At 66.8% G+C, this 19,088-nt stretch carries 15 protein-coding genes and 1 pseudogene; 9 read left to right on the forward strand and 7 right to left on the reverse strand.

Features of this window, described 5'->3' with window-relative positions:
* Position 1: 1 nt before the first annotated feature.
* From ACTJLF_RS05120 to ACTJLF_RS05160, 9 genes are all read left to right on the forward strand, one after another.
* Entirely contained in the window at positions 2-1,318 is a 1,317-nt protein-coding gene (locus tag ACTJLF_RS05120; RefSeq protein WP_145761520.1) for a CpaF family protein, read from the forward strand.
* Positions 1,311-2,309, forward strand: coding sequence for a type II secretion system F family protein (locus ACTJLF_RS05125; RefSeq protein WP_145761521.1), 999 nt, complete (start codon positions 1,311-1,313; stop codon positions 2,307-2,309). Before ACTJLF_RS05120 ends, ACTJLF_RS05125 begins: the two co-directional genes overlap by 8 nt.
* Positions 2,306-3,259: a type II secretion system F family protein gene (locus ACTJLF_RS05130; protein ID WP_145761522.1), complete on the forward strand. Its 954-nt coding sequence runs from the start codon at positions 2,306-2,308 to the stop codon at positions 3,257-3,259. The genes ACTJLF_RS05125 and ACTJLF_RS05130 overlap by 4 nt, the downstream gene beginning before the upstream one ends.
* Entirely contained in the window at positions 3,256-4,212 is a 957-nt protein-coding gene (locus tag ACTJLF_RS05135) for a hypothetical protein (protein ID WP_440882625.1), read from the forward strand. Before ACTJLF_RS05130 ends, ACTJLF_RS05135 begins: the two co-directional genes overlap by 4 nt.
* The gene (locus ACTJLF_RS05140) at positions 4,209-4,631 is read left to right on the forward strand and encodes a DUF3613 domain-containing protein (protein ID WP_354325629.1); all 423 of its coding nucleotides are present in this window, start codon (positions 4,209-4,211) and stop codon (positions 4,629-4,631) included. Before ACTJLF_RS05135 ends, ACTJLF_RS05140 begins: the two co-directional genes overlap by 4 nt.
* 33 nt (positions 4,632-4,664) lie before the next feature.
* On the forward strand, positions 4,665-5,150 hold the full coding sequence (locus ACTJLF_RS05145; protein ID WP_145761524.1) for a TadE/TadG family type IV pilus assembly protein: 486 nt from the start codon (positions 4,665-4,667) through the stop codon (positions 5,148-5,150).
* The gene (locus tag ACTJLF_RS05150; RefSeq protein ID WP_309938647.1) at positions 5,147-5,635 is read left to right on the forward strand and encodes a TadE/TadG family type IV pilus assembly protein; all 489 of its coding nucleotides are present in this window, start codon (positions 5,147-5,149) and stop codon (positions 5,633-5,635) included. The genes ACTJLF_RS05145 and ACTJLF_RS05150 overlap by 4 nt, the downstream gene beginning before the upstream one ends.
* Positions 5,636-5,642: 7 nt before the next feature.
* Positions 5,643-7,745 carry a TadG family pilus assembly protein gene (locus tag ACTJLF_RS05155; protein WP_440882626.1) on the forward strand — a complete coding sequence of 701 codons (2,103 nt, stop codon included), beginning with the start codon at positions 5,643-5,645 and terminating at the stop codon, positions 7,743-7,745.
* A 117-nt stretch (positions 7,746-7,862) separates the two neighbouring features.
* Entirely contained in the window at positions 7,863-9,293 is a 1,431-nt protein-coding gene (locus tag ACTJLF_RS05160) for a sigma 54-interacting transcriptional regulator (RefSeq protein WP_145761526.1), read from the forward strand.
* A gap of 155 nt (positions 9,294-9,448) precedes the next feature.
* Here the strand turns inward: ACTJLF_RS05160 and ACTJLF_RS05165 are convergent, their stop codons facing one another.
* The 7 genes and pseudogenes from ACTJLF_RS05165 to ACTJLF_RS05195 all read right to left on the reverse strand — a co-directional run.
* The gene (locus tag ACTJLF_RS05165; protein WP_440882627.1) at positions 9,449-11,062 is read right to left on the reverse strand and encodes a TolC family protein; all 1,614 of its coding nucleotides are present in this window, start codon (positions 11,060-11,062) and stop codon (positions 9,449-9,451) included.
* Positions 11,059-12,375, reverse strand: a complete 1,317-nt coding sequence (locus ACTJLF_RS05170) for an HlyD family type I secretion periplasmic adaptor subunit (protein ID WP_019656207.1) — start codon at positions 12,373-12,375, stop codon at positions 11,059-11,061. The genes ACTJLF_RS05165 and ACTJLF_RS05170 overlap by 4 nt, the downstream gene beginning before the upstream one ends.
* Before the next feature lie 63 nt (positions 12,376-12,438).
* Positions 12,439-14,265, reverse strand: coding sequence for a peptidase domain-containing ABC transporter (locus tag ACTJLF_RS05175; protein ID WP_126184631.1), 1,827 nt, complete (start codon positions 14,263-14,265; stop codon positions 12,439-12,441).
* Positions 14,266-14,367: 102 nt separating this feature from the next.
* Positions 14,368-14,661 carry a hypothetical protein gene (locus ACTJLF_RS05180; RefSeq protein ID WP_019656209.1) on the reverse strand — a complete coding sequence of 98 codons (294 nt, stop codon included), beginning with the start codon at positions 14,659-14,661 and terminating at the stop codon, positions 14,368-14,370.
* Positions 14,658-17,738: a glutamate ligase domain-containing protein gene (locus ACTJLF_RS05185; RefSeq protein ID WP_132753578.1), complete on the reverse strand. Its 3,081-nt coding sequence runs from the start codon at positions 17,736-17,738 to the stop codon at positions 14,658-14,660. Before ACTJLF_RS05185 ends, ACTJLF_RS05180 begins: the two co-directional genes overlap by 4 nt.
* Positions 17,739-17,847: 109 nt before the next feature.
* On the reverse strand, positions 17,848-18,351 hold the full coding sequence (gene pal, locus ACTJLF_RS05190) for a peptidoglycan-associated lipoprotein Pal (RefSeq protein ID WP_019656211.1): 504 nt from the start codon (positions 18,349-18,351) through the stop codon (positions 17,848-17,850).
* A 108-nt stretch (positions 18,352-18,459) separates the two neighbouring features.
* A pseudogene (locus tag ACTJLF_RS05195) lies at positions 18,460-19,088 on the reverse strand (hypothetical protein); the annotation flags it as partial.

Here is a 19,088-nt window from a genome sequence, read left to right on the forward strand (position 1 = left end):
CATGTCCACCGATATCGAATTCGCCGACGACGACCAGGCGTTCATCAACTCCCAGCAGTTCCAGGACATCAAGAGCTGGACGCACGACCACCTGCTCAGCCGCATCGAGGAGCTGGGCGCCGAGTTCGGCCGCTGGTCGCGCGCGTCGATCCAGCAGTTCGTCGAACTGGAGGTCGACAGCTTCGTGCGCCTGCGCCGCGTGCCGATCAACGACCGCGAGATGCAGCTCATCTCCGACGCGCTCACCAAGGAGCTCGCCGGCTTCGGTCCGCTGGAAGACCTGCTCAATGACCCGGCCGTGGAAGACATCCTGATCAACGGCTACCAGAACGTGTACGTCTCGCGCCACGGCGTGCTGGAGCGCGAGACCGTGCGCTTCGCCGATTCGGAACACGTGATGCGCATCGTGCGGCGCATCCTCGCGCCGCTGGGACGCCGGCTCGACGAGTCGAACCCGATGGTCGACGCCCGCCTGCCGGACGGCGGTCGCATCAACGTCATCATCGAGCCGCTGGCCATCGACGGCCTGTCGGTGTCGATCCGCAAGTTCCGCAAGGAGCCGCTCACGCCGGCCGACCTGGTGAAGCTCGGCACCTTCGACGCGGGCATGGCGCAGCTGCTGGAGATCGCGGTGCGCGCGCGCTGCAACATCCTCGTGAGCGGCGGTACCAGCTCGGGCAAGACCTCGCTGTTGAACGCACTGGCCAGCTTCATCCCGGCGCGAGAGCGCGTGATCACCATCGAGGACACGGCCGAGCTCTCGCTGGGCACCAGCCACGTGGTGCGGCTGGAGAGCCGCCCCGGCGGCTTCGACGGCCAGGGCGTGGTGTCGATCCGCGACCTGCTGCGCAACAGCCTGCGCATGCGGCCCGACCGCATCATCGTGGGCGAGGTTCGCGGCGCCGAAGTCATCGAGATGATGCAGGCCATGAACACCGGCCACGAAGGCTCGATGGGCACCATCCACGCGAGCTCGCCGCGCGAATGCCTCTACCGCCTCGAGATGCTCGCGGGCTTCGCCGGCTACCAGGGCAGCGAGGTGAGCCTGCGCCGGCAGATCGCCAACGCCATCGACTTCATCGTGCAGATCGGGCGCCTCTCGAACGGGCAGCGCCGCATCATCTCGCTGAGCGAGGTCACGGGCGTCAACGACAACGTGGTGGCGATGCAGGAGCTGTACCGCTACGAGCCGATCGCTTCCCCAGATGGTGAAGAGCGAGATCGCTGGGTATCGCTGGGTATCGCACCGCACTCGCCAAAAATTACGCGCTTCCGCCAGTCCATGGCGCGGGCGCAGCAGGGGGACCATCGTGCGTGAAGGGTTGCTCGTCGTTGCCTGCATCGCGCTGGTCCTTGCGGCCGCCGGGTTGCTGCTGTGGCAATGGGCCAAGACGCGCCAGGCACGGCAGGCGACCGAGCGGCATCTGAATCAGCAGATTCTGGCCAGTGCCAGTGCCGCGGCGGCAGCGGCAGCACCACTTCCTCTGCGGGACCTGTCGAGCGACAACTTCGCGGGCGGCTTCAAAGACCCCTGGCTCGACGACGAGCGCAATGCGGCAGCGACAGCCACGCCTGTCGGGCTGCTGGAGCGCGCCTTGCCTGAACGACTGGTCGGAGTGATTGATCCGCGCACGGCCGCGTTGGCCGCCGGCGGGATCCTGCTGCTTTCCCTGGTGGCCGGATTGTTCGGCGGCTGGCTGGCCGCACTGGGTGCGCTTGCCGTCCTGGCGCTCGCTGCGGCGTTCGCCGTATGGCTGAGACTGCAGAAATTTCGCCGCAAGCTGATCGGCCAATTGCCGGCCTACATCGATGCAATGGTCAGGCTTATCACGATCGGCAACTCCACGCAGGCAGCATTCCAGCTTGCGATTGCCACCACGGCCGAACCTCTGCGTGGACAACTCGAGCGTTCAGCCTCGCTGGTACGTGCCGGCATGGACCTGGACCGCGCCCTTCACCAGACAGCCACCAACGTTCGCATCGAGGAAATGTTCCTGCTTGCCTCGATCCTCGGCCTCGGTGTGCGCTACGGCGGCCGCGCCGACCTGCTGCTGGAACGCGTCGGCAACTTCATGCGCGACCGCGAGCAGGCCGAACACGAACTGGTCGCCATGTCTTCGGAAACGCGGCTCTCGGCCTGGATCCTGGGGCTCCTGCCAGTCGGCGTGGGCGCCTTCTTCATAGTGACCAATCCCAGCTATTTCATGGGCATGTGGAACGACGGCACGGGTCGCAACATGATCCTCTTCGCCGTGGGATTTCAACTGCTGGGTGCTGCCCTGCTCTATCGCCTGGCGAGGTTGACATGACACTCTCGCCCAACCAACTGGCGGTCATCAGCCTTGCTCTCCTGGCCCTGGGTTTGATGGCTGGCGCCGGGGCGCTGATCGCGGCCGAGTTGCGGCGAGCGCGGAGTGGAAAAGTCATCGGCCGTGCAATTGACCAAGCAGCATCCGCGGTGCCTGCTCCGGCAGCCGACGACCCAGGGGCTGCGTCGGCGAAGTCGGATGTCGAACTTCCGTTTCATTGGCTCGACTCCAGATTCGGCCGCGCGCTCGTTGCCGATGAGGACCGCAACCTCATCGACCAGTGCGGACTGCCCTCGAAGCGCACCCAGCTGGTTTTCATGGTGACCCGCGTGGTGTTCGCATTCCTGCTTCCTACGCTGACCTACGTGGCGTGGAGCGAGGGGCACCCTCAACGTACGGTCGTCATGGTTCAGGCCGCCGCTTTCGTAATCGGTTTCATGGGACCCAAATGGATGCTGGGCAGCTTTGCGGCCGGACGGCGCGAGCGCGCGGCGCAGGAACTCCCGCTCTTCATCGATCTGTTGCGCCTGCTGCAAGGCGTGGGGCTCAGCCTGGACCAGAGTCTGCAGATCATGGCCACTGATTTCTCGCACGTGCTGCGCGTGCTCGGCTACGAACTCTCGCTTGCCAACAGCCAATACAGCCAGGGCCGCAGCCGCGAACACTCGCTGCAGCGCCTTGCCACGCTGCACAGGAATGAAAACCTTCGCGGGCTCGTGTCGCTTCTAGTCCAAGTCGACAAGCACGGCGGTGCCGTGCAGGAGCCGCTGCGCGTTTTCAGCGACAGGCTTCGCGAACACAGGCGCTCCGAGATGAAAGAGCGCATCGGCAAGATCACGGTCAAGATGACTGCCGTCATGGTGACCACGCTGCTGCCGGCGCTTGTCATTGTCACGGCCGGCCCCGCCTTTCTCTCTGTCTTCCGCTCTCTGGGAATCGCAGCCAAATGATCATGCTCAACGCTCATGAAGTCGCGCATCCTGCCTTCCGTGCACTGGTATCGATGTGCGTGGTCGCCGCGACACTCGTCGTCTCCGGCTGTGCCGGCCTCAAGGACCAGTACGCAGCGAGCGCCGATGCGCAGCAGCGTATGGCCGCCGAAGTAAATGCGGACACCAAGGCGGGAGCGTCGGTCGACACGCAGGCCACGTACCTGCGTCTTGTGGAGCAAATGCAGAAGGAGGACCTCTGGTTTGCCTCGCTCGCGCACATCGATGCACTCGAGCAACGCTGGGGCGTCTCACCGGACTCCACACGCGTGCGCGCGGAGGCGTTGCGTCAGACCGGACAGACCGCGCCGGCCGAAGCCGCATACAAGCGCCTGCTGGGCAGCCCGCTGGAAAGCGCGGGCTACCGAGGGTTGGGCTTGCTGGCGGGAATGCGCGGTGACTACGCTGAAGCATCGCGTTTGCTTTCCCAGGCACAGCGTCGTACGCCGACAGATCCAGTCCTGCTCAGCGACCTGGGCTACGCAAACCTGCGCGCAGGTTTGATTGAAGAAGCACGTCTGCCGCTCATGCAGGCGCTGCAGTTGAAGCCCGACAGCACCCAGGCGCAGGCCAACCTCGCGCTCTATCTCGAAGTGACTCAGCAACGAGAGCAGTTAGAAGCCCTGATGAATGCCAATCGCATGTCCGAGGCAACGCGCGCAGCCATCAGGGCGGCGGCGCAGCAGATGAAGTCGTCCGGCGGCACATCGGCATCCGCCGTACGCGCCACGGCTGCGGTGTCTGCAGGCGTTCCTGCAGTCAGCCGTGACGAATCCATCGTCTCGCCTCTCGCGCTCAAGCGCTCCCGCTGGTCGGAAACGGCAGGCATCAGGACCGCAAATCAGTTGAATCAATCGCCGCTGTCCGCGGAGATGCCCTCTGTATTGAACTCCACCTCACGGAGCACACCATGAACGACAAGATTACGGGTCTGCCAGCCAGTGCATTAGCCGCCGCGCTCCTGATTTCGGCGACGAGCACGATGGCACAAATGAAGGCGAGCGTAGTCGACGCCAAGCCCGCCGCGATCTCGGCTTCGGCAGACGCACCCAAAGCCGATGCAATGGCACCCGGTTCGCAGGAGCAATCCGCCGAAGCGGAAGAATTCGAGCTGGTGCCGCTGCAGGTCGGCGACGCGACGCAGAGCCTGCTCGCGTGGCAACGCAGTGGCGAGATTGCATCGCCTTCGCCCAGGACCATCACCGGAGGCGTCGCGAGCCGAAGCTACGACCGTTACATGAAGAGCTTCGAGTTCCCGATCCCCGAACGGCTCGGTTCGACGGTGAACAAATCCAACAGCAACACGAGCGGAACGTCATCGGGTACCCGCTAAGCCGCAAGACACTCCTCCAGCACCGCAGCTCCGATGCCCTACTCACGCAAGCTCGCAAAGACCGGACGCCGCCAAAGCGGCGTCTATGCGATCGAGTTCGCGTTCGTGTTTCTCATCGTCTTCTTTCTGCTTTATGCCGCCATCTGCTACGGCTTCCTGCTGACCGCACGGATGGGCTTGCAGAACGCAGCGGAAGAAGGCGCCAGGGCCGGACTGAGATATCAGATCAGCCTCGATGCAAAGAAGACAGAGGCGGGAAACGTTGCCACCCAGCGAGCGTCATGGTTGCCCACTGCCTTGAAAAGCAACCTGAGCGTCCAGGCCACTGTATGCATGGCCGGCGAAGACGACTGCCTCAAGACGCCCGTTTGCGGCCAAGCCTGGACGCAGCGTTGCCAGATGGTAGTGACGGTGACCGTCAAGGACATCCAGAAACTCCTTCCCCCGTTTCCAAGCTTTGCATTGCCGGATCAGATAACGGGCAAGGCCAGCATGCTGCTCGATGGGAGGCCGCTGTGATTTCATTGCGAGTTCGTCGCACAGCGGAACGAGCCGCCGCGCGGCAACGCGGTGTTGCCGCCATCGAGTTCGCATTGGTTTTCAGCGTGTTGTTTCTAGCCGTGTACGGAGTCATCACCTTCGGCGGCGTACTGTACGTTCAGCAAGTGATTTCCCGGGCGGCAGAGGACGGCGCTCGGGCCGCCCAGCTTTCCCAGACCAACACCGCACCGGAAACACTCAAGGCAAACGTACTGTCGGCAATCTACCGGTCGCTCTCCCTTTCCTCCATCACGCCCGCTGCCGCAGGGAGCGCCGCTTCCACGAAGGAAGCATGGATCCGCGCAAAGATCCCCCCCCCCGATGTCGTCGTCACGCCCGGGAAAGTCGTGATCAAGGTGACCTATCCGTACAGCGCCAATCCGCTGCTTCCGGCGCTTCCATTCACTCAAAGCTGGATGCCCGCCAACCTTTCCGGCAAAGCGACGGCCGCCACACCTTCCTAGGAAAACAATGCGTCCAACCAGCCAGGCGGCGGCCCGACGACAAGTTGGTTCAGTGGTGATCAACGCCGCGATCGCGCTCGCACTCATCGTGATCACCTTGATTGGGACGGAGTTGGGCTACTTGTTCTTTCTGAAGCGAGAGCTTCAAAAATCCGCCGACCTCGCCGCATTGGCGGGAGCGCAGTCCATAGCCTCCTCCAGTTGCACTAGCGCCACCAACGCGGCAATTGCCAACGCTACTCAAAACCTTCCGACGGGTTTTCAATTGACCGCGGCAGATGTCACCTGCGGACGTTGGGATCCGGATCCCACGAAGCCGGTTCTGCCCAAGCATTTCTCCCCGGGAACGCAACCTTTCAACTCGGTCCTGGTATCGATTCGAAGAACTCCGCCGTTGCTGCTTCCTCAAATTCCAGGCAACTCCGCCAGACAGATCACCGTCGAGGCAGTGGCGGCCATGGCAGATCCGTCCGCTGCGTTCTCCGTCGGTTCCAGGCTGCTCCGCGTTTCCGGCGACTCGACACTTGGCGCCTTGCTCAAGGCAATCGGCCTGAATCTGGACAACACGATCGTCGCCGGCTACGAAGGTTTGGCGAACGTCAAGATCACACCGGGCGGACTGCTCTGTCAGCTTGGCACATGCGCTGCCTCTGACATCACCGTCGCGGGGCTGAATGCATTGCTCGACACGAGCGTGTCACTCGGCCAGCTGCTGGATGCGGTAGTTAAAGCCGGTAGCCGTGGCGACCTGGTGGGTGCCAATGCGACGCTGGTGTCCGCGATCAAGGCGAAGCTGAACGTAGATCAGCTGAACGTCAAATTGGGCGCACTGACGAGCAGCCCGAGTCTGTTTGCGCTGATCAACACGCCTGGCGCATCGTCTGCGCTCGACGCGCAGATCAATGCCCTGGATTTGATCCAGGCCGCAGTGGGCGTTGCCACGGGCAGCCGTTCCATTGATGTTCCGGGCCTGAATCTCTCGCTGCTAGGTCTTGCAAGCGTCACGGCCAAGGCAGGTCTGGTAGAGCCTCCGTCCATTGCGATCGGCACCAAGGGCATTACGGCCTACACCGCGCAGGTACGCACGTTCATCCATGTCAAGACAAGCGGAATTCTTTCGAGCCTGCTGAAGATCAATCTTCCCATCGCCCTGGACCTTGTTGCGGCCAAAGGAACGCTGCAAGAACTCTGCAAGCCCGATCTGATCTCGGCCTCGGGCGAGCAGCGGGCCCAGATCTCGGTGGATGGAGCAATCCTAAAAGGCTGCATCGGCAAGATTTCGAACAGTGCCGGGACGCAGGACTGCTCTCTGTCAGCCGGAGATCCGAGATACCAGGCGTGCTTCGACAGCCTGATCTTCTCCAAGAAAGACGCCTGCGAGCAAAACCTTTCCAGCCTCGAACTGATCAACGTTCTGGGCCTGCTCAAAACCACAAGCAGCACCCCGATTGCGGCGCTTCCCATCGAACAGCCGACCATGGTCACGCTCGGCGTGGGCCAGACTGCCACGGTGGGGAATGATCTTGCGGTCGGAACCACCGTGACGAATCTGCTGACCACGATTTCCAACCTCCTGCTCAGTTCGAAGCCTTCGAGCGGCACGCCCAGTTCGTCCGACGTCACGACCTTGGCCACCCAGATATGGAATGACAGCGGCAAATCGGTGGCGGATGGCGGAGCCGGCTGCACGGCCGACACGACGGCATGCCGCGCCAAAAGGCTCAGCAATGCAAAGCTGCAGATCGAAAACGACGCCGCACAGAGCGGACTGCTCAGTGGGCTCCTCAACGGCATTGGCGATCTGCTTGGTGCGGTCGGCGGACTGCTCGGAGGCGATGGCTGCAGTTACACGGGGCTCCTGGGATCGACGTCGAATCAGGGCTGCATCGACCTTATCAAGGGAACATTGAACAAAAGCAGCGGGTCACCATCAGGCAGCGTGGTTTCGAACGCTGTGGCAGTCTTGACCGGCCTGCTCCAACCGCTGCTGGACGCGATAGGGAAAAGTGTTCTCACCCCATTGCTCCAAAACGTTCTTGGCATTCATCTGGGCGAAATCGACGTCAAGTTGCACTCCCTCCGATGCAATGACGCTCAATTGGTTTACTGACAGACCTATGAGAGTTCCCGAATTCAAATCGCGCGCGCATACGTCCCCCGGCTGCAAGCCCAGCTGTCCGGCGCGCTTTGCCGCGTACCCGCTATCGAGTGTGTTTTTCGAAGCCTTATGAGTTCATCCCCCAATTTCGACGAACTCGACCTCTTTGTCTGGGAAGGCAAGGCAGACATCCTCGACCGCATCGCGCGGTGCATGGCGAGCTTCGACGTGGAGGTGATCCGGGCCGACGGCATGCCGCCTCCGCATCAGGAGCAGGGGGCCGCGCTTCGGCCTTCGGTGGCGATCATCAGCGTCACGGTCATCGACGGGGGCGGCCTGGCGCATGCGACCGAGCTGCTGCAGGGCATGCCGGTGATCTGGGTGGCGGCCGGGTCGCGCGAGCGCGACTCGCGCACCTATCCGCCCGAGTACCTGCATGTGCTGCCATACGACTTCACCTGCGCCGAGCTGCGCACGATGGTCGCGAAGCTGGTGCGGCAGCTGCGTGCGCGCGAGGTGGCGCCGCAGCCGCCCGATGTGCTGGTGGCGCACTCCGATGCGATGAAGGCGCTGCTGGCCGAGGTGAACGCCTTTGCCGACTGCGACCACAGCGTGCTGGTGCGCGGCGAGACGGGCGTGGGCAAGGAGCGCATCGCGCAGCAGCTGCACATGGGCCACCAGCGCTACGGCAAGGGCGCGTTCGTGGCGGTGAACTGCGGCGCGATTCCCGACGGGCTCTTCGAGTCGCTCTTCTTCGGCCATACCAAGGGCTCGTTCACGGGCGCGGTGCATGCGCATCGCGGCTACTTCGAGCAGGCCACGGGCGGCACGCTGTTCCTCGACGAGATCGGCGACCTGCCGCGCTACCAGCAGGTGAAGCTGCTGCGCGTGCTGGAGGACAACGCGGTGACGCGGCTGGGCGCGACGGCGCCGGTGCGCGTGGACTTCCGGCTCGTGGCGGCCACCAACCGCAACCTGCGCGAGATGGTGGCCAGCGGCGAGTTCCGCGCCGACCTGTTCTACCGGCTCGCGGTGATCGAGCTGCACGTACCCAGCCTCGAGGAGCGCGGCGAGATCGACAAGATCGCGATCTTCAAGGCGCTGCTGAGCAACGTGCTCGGCGACGAGCTGGAAGCCTTGGGCGAGACGCCGCACTGGCTCAGCGACGCGGTGGCCGAGACCTACTTCCCCGGCAACGTGCGCCAGCTGCGCAACCTCGCCGAGCGCGTGGGCGTGATCGCGCGCCAGCTGCACAGCTGGGACCAGAACCTGATCCAGCGCGCCATCGCGCTCACGCGCGGCACGCCCGCGCCTGCGGCATCGGCGGGCGGCAACGGCCTGAACGGCAGCTCGGGCGGGCTGGGCGCGATCGACGGCAGCGCCGACCGCAAGGGCTGGAACAGCAGCGAGCGCAACCGCATCATCGCGGCGCTGGAGATCAACGACTGGAAGCGCCAGGACACGGCGCAGCACCTGGGCATCAGCCGCAAGGTGCTGTGGGAGAAGATGCGCAAGTACCAGATCCTCGACGGCGAACCGGGCATTCCCGAAGAGCAATAAGTTCGCCCCCAGGCAAGGCTTGGCTCCCCCCAGGCTGCGCGGCACTTCGTGTCCGCTTCGCCACCCCCCTTCCGGGGGCAACACCTGAGGCCCGGCAGAGCCGGTTCCGCGGTGTTCGCGAATTGGCTCGCTTCGCTTGCCGCTTGCCCGCTTGCTTATGGGATCGAGAGGCGTTGGGCTCTGCGCAGGGCCGGCGGGGCGCCGGCTGCGCCGGTGGCGCGTTCGGTCACTACCGGCTCGCTTGTGCAGGCGGTGTTGCTCGATATGCAGAGCTTCGCGAGCAGGCCGTCCTCGGTGAGCACCTGGCGGCTGGGGGCGCCGAAGAGGCGGTCGATCCAGTTGTTGGGGCCGGCGGGGTCGATGCGCAGTTCGCCGGTGGTGCGCGCCAGGCGCAGCTCGGAGATGCGCAGGTCGAAGACGCCATCGACGTAGTCGAACAGCAGCGTGTAGTAGTCGAGCTGCGCGTCGAGCACCTTGGGCAGGGTCTCGCGGCCGAACTCCATCAGGCGGCGGCGGCCGCGGAAGGCCTGGCCGGCGGTGCTGACGGCTTCCATCAGCTGCTTCTCGCGCTCGCGGCCGGAGACGGTGCGCGACCACGAGGCTGCGGTGAGCTCGAACAGGTTGAGCTTCACGCCTTCGAGCTTGGCTTCCTGGTTGGCGACTTCGGCCAGCGCCGACTTCAGGCGCAGCTGGCGGTCGAAGCCGTTGCCGAAGTTCCAGTTGAGCTCGAACGCAGCGCGCGTCGGGTCCTGCGGCGAGACGCCGCGCGGGTCCTTGCTCTTCACGAGCACGGCGTCGAGCGTGGGGTAGAGGCTCGCGTCCTGCTGGTCGGCCAGCGCCCTCGCCCGCTCGATGCGGCCCAGCGCCTCGGCGATCTCGGTGCTGCGCGATTCGGCCCGGCGCAGCGCTTCCTCCTGCGTGGCGATGCGCCACTGCACGGGCGCCGCGAGCACCGGCAGCGACTCGGGGTTGGGCGAGAACTTGAAGTAGTTGCGGAACTTGGCGAGCGCCTCGTCGCGCTGCGCCTCGAAGTCGGATTCACGCGCGGCCACCAGCGCACGGCGCGAGGCTGCCATGTTGAGGTCGTTGTCGCCGCTCACGCCCAGCGCGACGCGGCGGGCCTCGGCCTTCGAGAGTTCGGCCACCACCTCGGAGGCCTTGTGCGCGATCTGCTTCTTGAGGTCGAAGCGCTGCACCTGCAAATACGCGGTGAGCGCGTCCAGCACCACCTTCTGCGAGGTGGTGACGACGGCCTCGTCGTCGGCCTGGTTGGCGGCTTCCGCGGCGCGCTGCGCGGCGTTCATCGCGCCGCCGTCCAGCAGGCTCACGCGCGCCTCGGCGGTCAGCACGGTGTAGCTCTGCGTCTTGGCGTTGGCCGCCCCGCTGTTGTAGTTGCCCGAGGAGGTGCCGAGCCTGAACTTCGGATAGCGCGCCTGTCTCGCCGCATCCACGCCGTAGCTGCTGGTATTGGCGGCCGCCTGCATGGTCTGCACTTCGGGGTAGTCCTGCGAGAGCACGACCAGCGCCTGCTTCACCTGCTGGGCGTAGCTCGCCGCGCCGAGCGAAGGCGCCGAGAGCCTGCGCGCGACGGTGAGCCTCGCGGCGCTCTCCATCTCCTGCTGCTGCAGCAGGTAGTCGGGCAGCGGCTGGGGCTGCTGCTGTTGTTGCTCCTGGGCGTAGGCTGGCGGCAGCGCGAAGCCCGCACACAGTGCCGCGCAGACGGCGCCGGTGCCCACGCGGCGCAGATCGACCGGTTTGCGGTACTTCATGGTTCGCGGAAAGCTTCGCGGCGAAGCTTGAGCACGGGTCGCAGGATGTACCAGATGAACGGGTCGGTGCCCACGCGCAGGTCCACTTCGGACTCCATGCCGGCGGTGATGCGGTTCTCGACGCGGCCCACGTGCGACTGCGACATGCTGATGAGCAGCCGGTAGTAGGGCGCGCCGCTGGAGATGGCGGGGTCGCGGTCGGCGTCGGCCGCGACCAGCCTCACCTTGCCGTCGACCGCGCCGTAGCGCAGGTAGTCGTAGGCGGTGATCTTCACGCGCGCCTCCTGGCCCACTTCGATGAAGCCGCGGTCGTTGGGGTTGAGCCGCGCCTCGACCATTATCTCGTCCTCGTCGGGCACCACTTCGAGGATCGATTCGCCCGGCTTCACCACCCAGCCGGGGCTGGAGTTGCGCAGGCCCTTCACGATGCCGTCCGACGGCGCCTTCACCACGGTGCGCGAACGCTGGGTGCGCGCACGCGCCAGGTCTTCGCTCAGGCTCGCGAACTGGCGCTCGACCGTGGCCAGTTCGTCCGAAGCGCGGCGGCGGAAGCGCCCCTCGGCCTCCGCCATCTTGGCCTGCGCCTCGGTGATGGAGGCGTTGGCCGAAACCACGCCCTGGCGCGCCACGGCGAGTTCGCTGCGCACGCTCTCGGCCTGGCGGCGCTTCTCGAGCACCTCGACCTGGCCCACCAGCTTCTCGCTGAGCAGCTGTTCGGAGATTTCGAGTTCCTTCTGCATCAGCGCCAGCCGGTCGCTCAGGCCCTTGACCTTGGCCTCCTGCTCCAGCTTCTTGCTGCGCGCCTGCTCAAGGCCCGACACCGCGCCGGCCATCACGCCGCGCTGCTCGAGCGCGCGCGCCTGGTAGGCGCCGGTCTCGCCCTCGAACACGCCCTCGTCGATGTCGGCGGCGAAGGACTGGCGCGTGAGCGGCTGGCCGCGGCTCTCGGCCATCAGCCGCACGCGCGTGGCCTGCGTGGCGGCGTAGCGGGCAGTGAGCTCTTCGAGGTTGAGACCGCTGCCGCCCAGGTCGATCTCGACCAGCGGCTGGCCCTGCTTGACCTTCTCGCCTTCCTTCACCAGCACGTTGCTGACGATGCCGCCCTCCAAATGCTGGATGGACTTGACGCGGTCCGACGGGATCACGCGGCCCGGGGCGACCACCACCGTCTCCATCGGAAAGCCGAGGCCGACCAGCGCGAGCACGGCGATCGCGCCGCCGATGATCCACTGCCGCCGCCGCCCCTGCGGCGAGGCCTGGGCCTCGCGCTTCTCGTTCTCTTCCTGAAGAATCTGCGGCAGGTCTATTTTCAAATCGCGTCCCCGGTCACTCTTCGTTCGTCAGTCGTTCGTTGCTCGTCGGTCGCCGCCCGTGCCTCAGGCCATCGAGCGCGAGGCCGGCGAGGCACCGCCGGCCGCGCCTTCTTCCGCGTCGCCCAGCGCCACCAGCGGCTTCTTCACGCCGAACAGCTTCGGCACCATCACCGCGGCCGTGCCCTGCTCCACGTTGCCCTGGCCGGTGACGTGGTAGACCACGTTGGCGGCGGACACGATGCGCAGCGAGTGCGTGACGACCACCACGGTGCGCACCTTGGCCACCGCGAGCAGCGTGGCGAGCAGGTTGCGCTCGCTCTGGAAGTCGAGGTCGTTGCTGGGCTCGTCGAGCACCAGCACCGAGGGCTTGCGCAGGAAGCTCATGGCCAGCGCGAGCTTGCGCCGCTCGCCCACCGACACGCCGGTGCCGCCTTCGCCCACCATGGTGCGATAGCCGTCGGGCAGCCGCGAGATGAAGTCGTGCGCGCCCGAGAGCTTGCAGGCCGCCACGATCTGCTCGTCGCTCTGGCCCGGCGCGTTGCGCCGCATCACGTCGATCAGCGAACCGCCGAACCAGTAGACCTCCTGCGAGAGATAGCTGATCCAGCGCGACAGCTCCTCGCGGCCGAACTGCGAGAGGTCGTACTCGCCGATGCTCACCACGCCGCGCGTGGGCGTGTACAGGCCCGACAGCAGCTTGACCAGCGTCGACTTGCCCGCGCCGTTGCGCCCCACGATCACGTGCAGGCCGCCCGGGCCGATGTCGAGGTCGACGTTCTCCAGCACCGGCTGCTGCGCGGTCTCGGTGAAGCTGAAGCTCACGTCCTTCAGCGTGATGCGGCCCAGCGGCTGGGGCAGCGTCATGCCCGTGGGCGGCTTCTCGACCGGCTCGCGCAACACGGTCTCCAGCCGCTTGGCGGCCTCCTTGGCGGTGGCCAGCGAGCGCCAGTTCGACACCAGCCCGGCCACCGGCTGCAGCGCCTTCAAGGCCAGCATGTTCGATGCGACCAGGCCGCCCACCGTCATCCACTGCTCCATCACCGAGACGGCGCCAACGGTCACGACGACGACGGAGAAGACGGTGAGCAGCACGGTGGTGCCGTCGCGCGCGGTCTCGATCTGGCCGTTCTTGCTGAAGCTCTCGGCGAGCCAGGCGTTGTAGGTCTGGCGCCACATCTCGATGGTGGGGCCGTCGTTGGCCTGGGCCTTGAGCGTCTCGCGCGCGTTGCAGATCTCGGCGGTCACGCGCTCGAGGCCGCGCCCGCGCTGCACTTCCTCCACGCGGCCGGAGCGCACCTCGTCGGCCCACCACCACGCCAGGAACGACATGATCCCGAGGAACAGCACCACCACCGGCAGCACCGGCAATGCGACGATGCCGATGACCACCAGGGCGAAGACGGCCATGGGCAGGTCGAAGATGGATTGGGCCAGTCCGCCCGTGATGGTGCCGCGCACCGAGGCCACGTCGCGGAAGTACAGGTGCCACACCGACGCCGGCCGCGCCTCCAGCGCGCGCAGCGGACGGCCCAGCATCGAGTTCAGCAGCGCGCCCGAGACGCCGTGGTCGACGATGGCGCCGGCGTTGCGCAGCAGGCGCGAGCGGCGCGTGCGCAGCCAGAACTCGATGCACAGGAAGAACAGGATGCCGCTGACCAGCGCGGCCAGCGTCGAGGTACCGCTGCGCGACAGCACCCGGTCATACACCTGCAGCAGGAAGATGGAAGGCAGCAGCCCGAACAGGCTGATGGGCAGCGAGCGCCATGCCGCACTCTTCACCAGCGGATAGGCAGCGCGGAATGCGGCGTTCAGCGCACCCGCGTAGGGACTGGCTCCGGGCTCGTCCGGGGTCTCGGCAACCAGTTGGCTTGGCAGGAGGAACTTGATCATTGGAAAGAGCCGGTCCGTCGTGCAGTGACGCCTGCCTCATTATCAACTGTTACCCAGCTGTTACAAGGCAAATATTCACTCGCGGTGCGCTTCAAACACACATCAGCACGGCAGCCTTTGCCCCTTCGCCACATCGGCCCTGATCCCGTTAACCGGCACCGGTTGCGCGGCGCTTCCCGTTACCGCGCAACCGGCCGGCCTCCCTGCGCTGACCTCCCCCTTTCGCCCTGACAAATCCTGCGCGAACACCAGCGCGATGTTGGCGCACAGCAGCATGCACAGCACCCACGCGCACAGCAGCTGCAGCCAGCCCAGCCACCAGCGGCGGGCGGGCTGCTGTCGCGTGGCGGGGGCCTCGTATCCGAAGGCCGAGTGCAGGAGTGCGTTGAATCTCATGGCAGTGCTTTCAAAACCCGGGCCAGCCGCGAAAGGCCGACACCCGCGGAACTCTTCGCCAGCACCCAGTCGCCGGGCTGCAGCAGCCCGCCGAGCGCTGTCGACAGATCGGACACATCGACGAACCAGTGCGAGCGCACCTTGGTGCGGATGCGCGCATGCAGCGCGCGCATCAGCGGGCCGCACAGCAGCACGCGGTCGGGCTGCGATGCGAGCAGCTCGGCCTCCAGGTCGAGGTGGTGGCGCTGGGCGGCGGGGCCGAGCTCCTGCATGTCGCCGAGGATCGCCACGCGCCGCGCCGGCTCGCAGGGCGCCTGCGAGAGCAGCTCCAGCGCGGCGCGCATCGAGCTGGGGTTGGCGTCGTAGGTCTCGTCGATCAGCTTGAAGCTGCCGCCGCCGATGTGAATGGTGTGCAGCGCACCGCGGCCGCCCGGCGGCTCGAAGTGCGCGAAGGGCTCGACCGCGGCGGCCAGCGGCAGCCGCATGGCCTGCAGCGCGGCGAGCGCGGCGATGGCGCTCGCGCCCATGTGCCGGCCCGGCGCGTTCAGCCGCAGCTGAAAGGGCTCGCCCGCCACCATCGCCTGCACCTCGCCGTGGTCGAAGGCCAGCAGGCGCACGTCGGCGTCCCTGTGCTCGCCGTAGGTCACGATCTGCAGCTGCTGCGCCATCGCCGCTTCGGCGAAGGTGGCGAACTCGGGAATGTCGCGGTTGAGCACCACCGAATCGCCCGGCGCCATGGCCTGGAAGATCCGGCTGTCCATGCGCGCGGCAGCCTCGCTCGGGCCGCGGTGCTTCTGCGAGGCGGCGGAAAGCCCCGTGACGACCATCAGCGAAGGCCGCACCAGCTGCGCCGACGCCGGCATGTGCGAGGTGCCCATCTCCAGCACCCAGTAGGCCGCGTGCCTGGGCATGCAGGTCATGTTCCAGGCGATGCCCGACGGCAGGCTCACGTTGCCCTCGGGCTGGCCGACCTCGCCCCACACGGTGAGCGCACCGGCCAGCATCGCGGCCACGGTGCTGCTTCCGGCGCCGCTGCCGAGCACGCCGCACACGCGGCCGGTGAACTCGGCGCGCGCATGGTCGCCGAGCTCCAGCACCGCCTGCAGCACGTTCTGCACCTTGAGCACGGGCACGCGCTTGTCGAGGTGCGGCTTGGGGTCGGAGCACAGCACGGCCGCGGCCGGCTGCAGCACGCCCTTGAGCGTGACGGCGGCCAGCGGCGTCTTGGAAGGCCGCGTCTGGTGGTCGAACACCACGCGGCCCTTGCGCATGAAGGAGCGCTGCGCCACGCCCGCGGCGCGCCAGCCGTCCTCGGGCTTGACCACCCACTCGCCGCCGGTCACGCGCGCCATCTCGCTGGCGGTCCACACCGCGCCGTCGTCGCGCCCGCCCCCGGAGCCCGCGCCACCCGGCACGGCGCGCCGCTCCACCAGGTAGCGGTGGTAGGCGGCGAAGCCCGAGAGGTACTGCTCGACGTCGTCGATGCGCACGCGGAACGAGTGGTGGCGGATGAAGAACGAGCCCACCACGGTCGACGGCCGGCGGAAATACATCGCCATCTCGGGCCAGAAGAAACCGTTGAGCAGGTAGTGCGCGCGGTAGTCGAGCGCGCGGTAGAACTTCTCGGTGTCAAGTTCGTCCAGAAGGTGCCGCATCGCGGGCATGCCTTCGAGCCGCTGCAGCATCTGCTGCGCGGCCAGCATGAGTTCGAGCAGCGTCGGGAAGGTGGTCTTCCGGTCGAGCACGAAGTCGAGGTATCCCGCCACGTTCTGCAGGCCGAAGCGGAAGTACTTCTCCTGCGGGCTCCAGTGCGTGAGTTCGCACACGCAGCAGCTGAGCCAGTGGTCGTGCGCCTGCCAGTGCTGGCTGGCGATGAAGTGGTCGAAGGCCTTCTCCACCACCGCCAGCCATTGCGGCTCGCGCGTGAGCGAGTAGAGGCGCATGAGCGCGTAGGCGGCCTCGCCGTCGTAGTAGATGATGCGCGAGGCCTGCTTGACCGTGAGGTCGGCGGCGTGCAGCACGTGGTTGAAGCGGCCGGTGGCCGCATCCTGCATCGAGGCGATGCCCAGCGCGAGCTTCTCCAGCAGCGGCAGCCAGCGGCGCGTGTCCATCAGCTCGCAGTACTTCACCAGCGCGAGCACGCAGGCCGCGTTGCCGCCGAGCTTGATCTCGCCGCCGGTGTCGACCAGGAAGGCCACCGCGCGCCCGTCGAGCAGGATGTAGTCGCGGATCAGCGAGCCGGTGAGATGCTCCAGCGCCCGGTCGATGGCCGCGCGCAGCGTCTCGTCGCGCGTGAGCTCCCACGACTCGAGCATCGCGTAGATCGCGCTCGCATGGCGCATCGCGTCGTAGGTCGGGATGCGGCGGTCGAAGCACGGGAAGTAGCCGTACACGAAGAGGCCGTCGCCCTGCACCTGGCGCGCGAGGTACGACGAGCCGCTGCGCACGAGTTCGAGCACCGACTGCGGGTTGAGCGCAGGCAGCTGCCGGCGGCCCGCGTCGAGCCCCGTGCCCACCAGCTTGTGCACCACGCCGTCGGGCTGGCAGAACACGCCCACGGTCGCCAGCAGGTAGACCGGCTGGTCGGAGGGCATGTCCAGCGGCGGCGAGCATTGGAAGCGCGCCTGGCCGTAGACCTCGAAGTTGCGCGCGTTGACCACCGAGTGCGCGATGGTCGAGTCGCCGCACAGCATGGCGTTGGCATTGAGTTCCTGCTCGGTGAAGGCGAGCGCGAAGTCCTTGTCGAAGGCCAGGCCGAGGCGGAAGTAGTTGCGCTTGACGGCCGTGAGCTGCGTCTTGAACTGGGCCCAGTCCATCGGGCTCGCGCCCTCCACCCAGTCGATGCGCAGCCACGGCGAGACGATGCCGCGCTCGTGCACCCATCGCTCGACGTGGCCCGCGCCTTCGCGCCACGCAGTCTCGAAGTCGGCGGCCCGCGCGTGCACGACGTGTGCGCGCTGCGAGCCGTCGCTGACCGAGAAGAACAGCGTGAATGCCGGATAGGGCGCAGGCAGCGCCGCGCACACCGACGCAAGGCGTTCGTGGCAGGCGTGGAGCTGGTCTGTGAAGGACATCATTCGGCCCCGTTCGAATGCGGGAAACCGGCCACGCCCGTCATCTGCTTTCGCTCTGACGTGTGCGCGGTCCGGGGACTGCCACCACCGAAGTCATCGCGGTGACCCGGCTTCAGCGATAGCTGAATTCGGCCCGGCGATTGAGCTGATAGCCCTCCTCGGTGGTTTCGAGCGATGCAGGTTTCTCCAGGCCCCAGCTGATGGCCTCGATGCGCTCGGCGGGCACGCCGAGCTGCGTGAGCGCGCGCTGGACCGAGTCGGCACGGCGCTGGCCCAGCGCGAGGTTGTATTCGCGGCCGCCGCGCTGGTCGGTGTGGCCCTCGATCACGACCTTGCTCTGCGGCCGGTTGCGCAGGTAGCTCGCGTGAGCTTCCACGATGTTCCGGTCGCCGGGCCTGATGTTGTATTTGTCGAAGTCGAAATAGACGATCTTCGGCACGCCCGCCGGGCCGTTCTGCACCGGCGGCGGCGGTGCCGGCTCCACCTTCGGCACCGCGGTCGCAGCCTTGTTCGAGTAGTAGTAGGTCGCATCGTCGCGGCCGGTCTTGGGGGCCGCGCAGCCCACCAGGACTGCGCCGAGCGCGACGATGGCCACTGTCTGGAAATTCTTCTTCATATCGGTCCTTTCGCGGGACAGGCCGGTGGCGGCCTGTCCCTGGTGCTGCGGCAAGCTCCCTCGCCCCTCTTCCTTCTTGTGTTCTCTCTACCGGTGTCCGCCGGCCGATCAGCCCAGCAGGCCGTGCAGGACGTTCGTCACCGGCGAAACCGCGTGCTCGACCAGGCTGGTGATCGGCGTCACGACTTCCGTCACCAGCGGGGTGACGGCGTGGTCGACGCTGCTCACCGTGGTGCTCACTGCCTCCGCCACCGGCGCGGCCGCCGAGGTGGTGCCGGCCAGGATGTCGGTCACCGGTGCCGTCACGTCGTGCACGGCGCTGGTCGCGGTCGAGACGATCGGCGTCGCGGCGGCAGTCACGCTGCTGGCGACCTCGCTCACCGGCTCCAGGATGTTGGCCACCGGGCTGTTGCCGCCGGTCAGGCCGCCGAGCAGGCTGCCCACCAGGCCGTCCTGGCCCAGGAGGCTGCCGACGAGGCCGTCGTTGCCGAGCACGCCGTTCAGCAGGCCGCCAGCGTCGCCGCCGGTCACGGTGCCGAGGACACCGCCGACCAGGCCGTCGCTGCCGAGCACGCCGTTCAGCAGGCCGCCAGCGTCGCCACCGGTCACGGTACCGAGGACGCCGCCGACCAGGCCATCGCTGCCGAGCACGCCGTTCAGCAGGCCACCAGCGTCGCCACCAGTCACGGCGCCGAGGACACCGCCGACCAGGCCATCGCTGCCGAGCACGCCGTCGA

The sequence above is a fragment of the Variovorax sp. 22077 genome (genome assembly GCF_052044195.1).
GTDB lineage: Bacteria > Pseudomonadota > Gammaproteobacteria > Burkholderiales > Burkholderiaceae_C > Variovorax > Variovorax atrisoli.